The following is a 708-nucleotide window of genomic DNA, read 5'->3' on the forward strand; positions in this document are numbered from 1 at the left end:
TCGTAATTTGGATTGACCTTTGCATATTCTTCGTAGGTATAGATTTTCACACCCCCGTCCAGAACCTTTGCGATTTTATCTTTCAATGTCGTGCTGATATACTGCGCGGCAATATCGGATACTTCTTCCTTATGCTCTTTATAGGATTTTTTTGAGCGCAATAATGATTTGCCATTATCGTCTGTTAAATCCACCAACGACCTGTCCATCGTTATGTCTATATCTTCGGAGAACCGGTCTATCAAGCCGTATCCCTTGGATAGCGAAGTGCCGCCACGAAAACGCAAAATTTCTGACAACTCCGTGTCGGCAAATATGCGCCCCAGCACCCAGCAGACCCAAAAATCTTTTTCCACCATTGCAAGCGGAATGTTCAGTTTCGTGGAAGTTTGCCCGAATAATTCCAAGCGTTCCGCGTCTGATAATTTTGCAAGTTTATCCATTTGCAATCTCCTTTGCCTTGCGGATTATATCAACCACCCAGCCCGCGACTTTATGCGATGACTTTTCAATTTTCACCCATTCGTCCGCCGTAAAGCGTTTTGCAAGCGTTTTTATAAAATCGGGTTCGCTGGCGTGAATCTTGCCCAGCGATTTCAGCGCTTGGATTACAAGGTTTGCCTGCTCGTTGCCTATGACGCTTTCGCGCAACATCCTATGGCGGAATTCAAGCGTGGTGTTTCCGATTTTGTATTTTCGCGGGCTTCC

Annotated in this window: 2 protein-coding genes; both read right to left on the bottom strand. The window is 45.5% G+C overall.

Annotated features, from left to right (window positions below):
• Nucleotides 1–443: nucleotidyl transferase AbiEii/AbiGii toxin family protein (locus tag AC1MDJ_RS08255; RefSeq protein ID WP_479690434.1), on the bottom strand; the 443-nt coding region annotated here is incomplete at its 3' end.
• Nucleotides 436–708: DUF6088 family protein (locus AC1MDJ_RS08260; RefSeq protein ID WP_479690435.1), on the bottom strand; the 273-nt coding region annotated here is incomplete at its 5' end. The genes AC1MDJ_RS08260 and AC1MDJ_RS08255, both read right to left, overlap by 8 nt.

The organism is Candidatus Termitispirillum reticulitermitis (assembly GCF_054655775.1).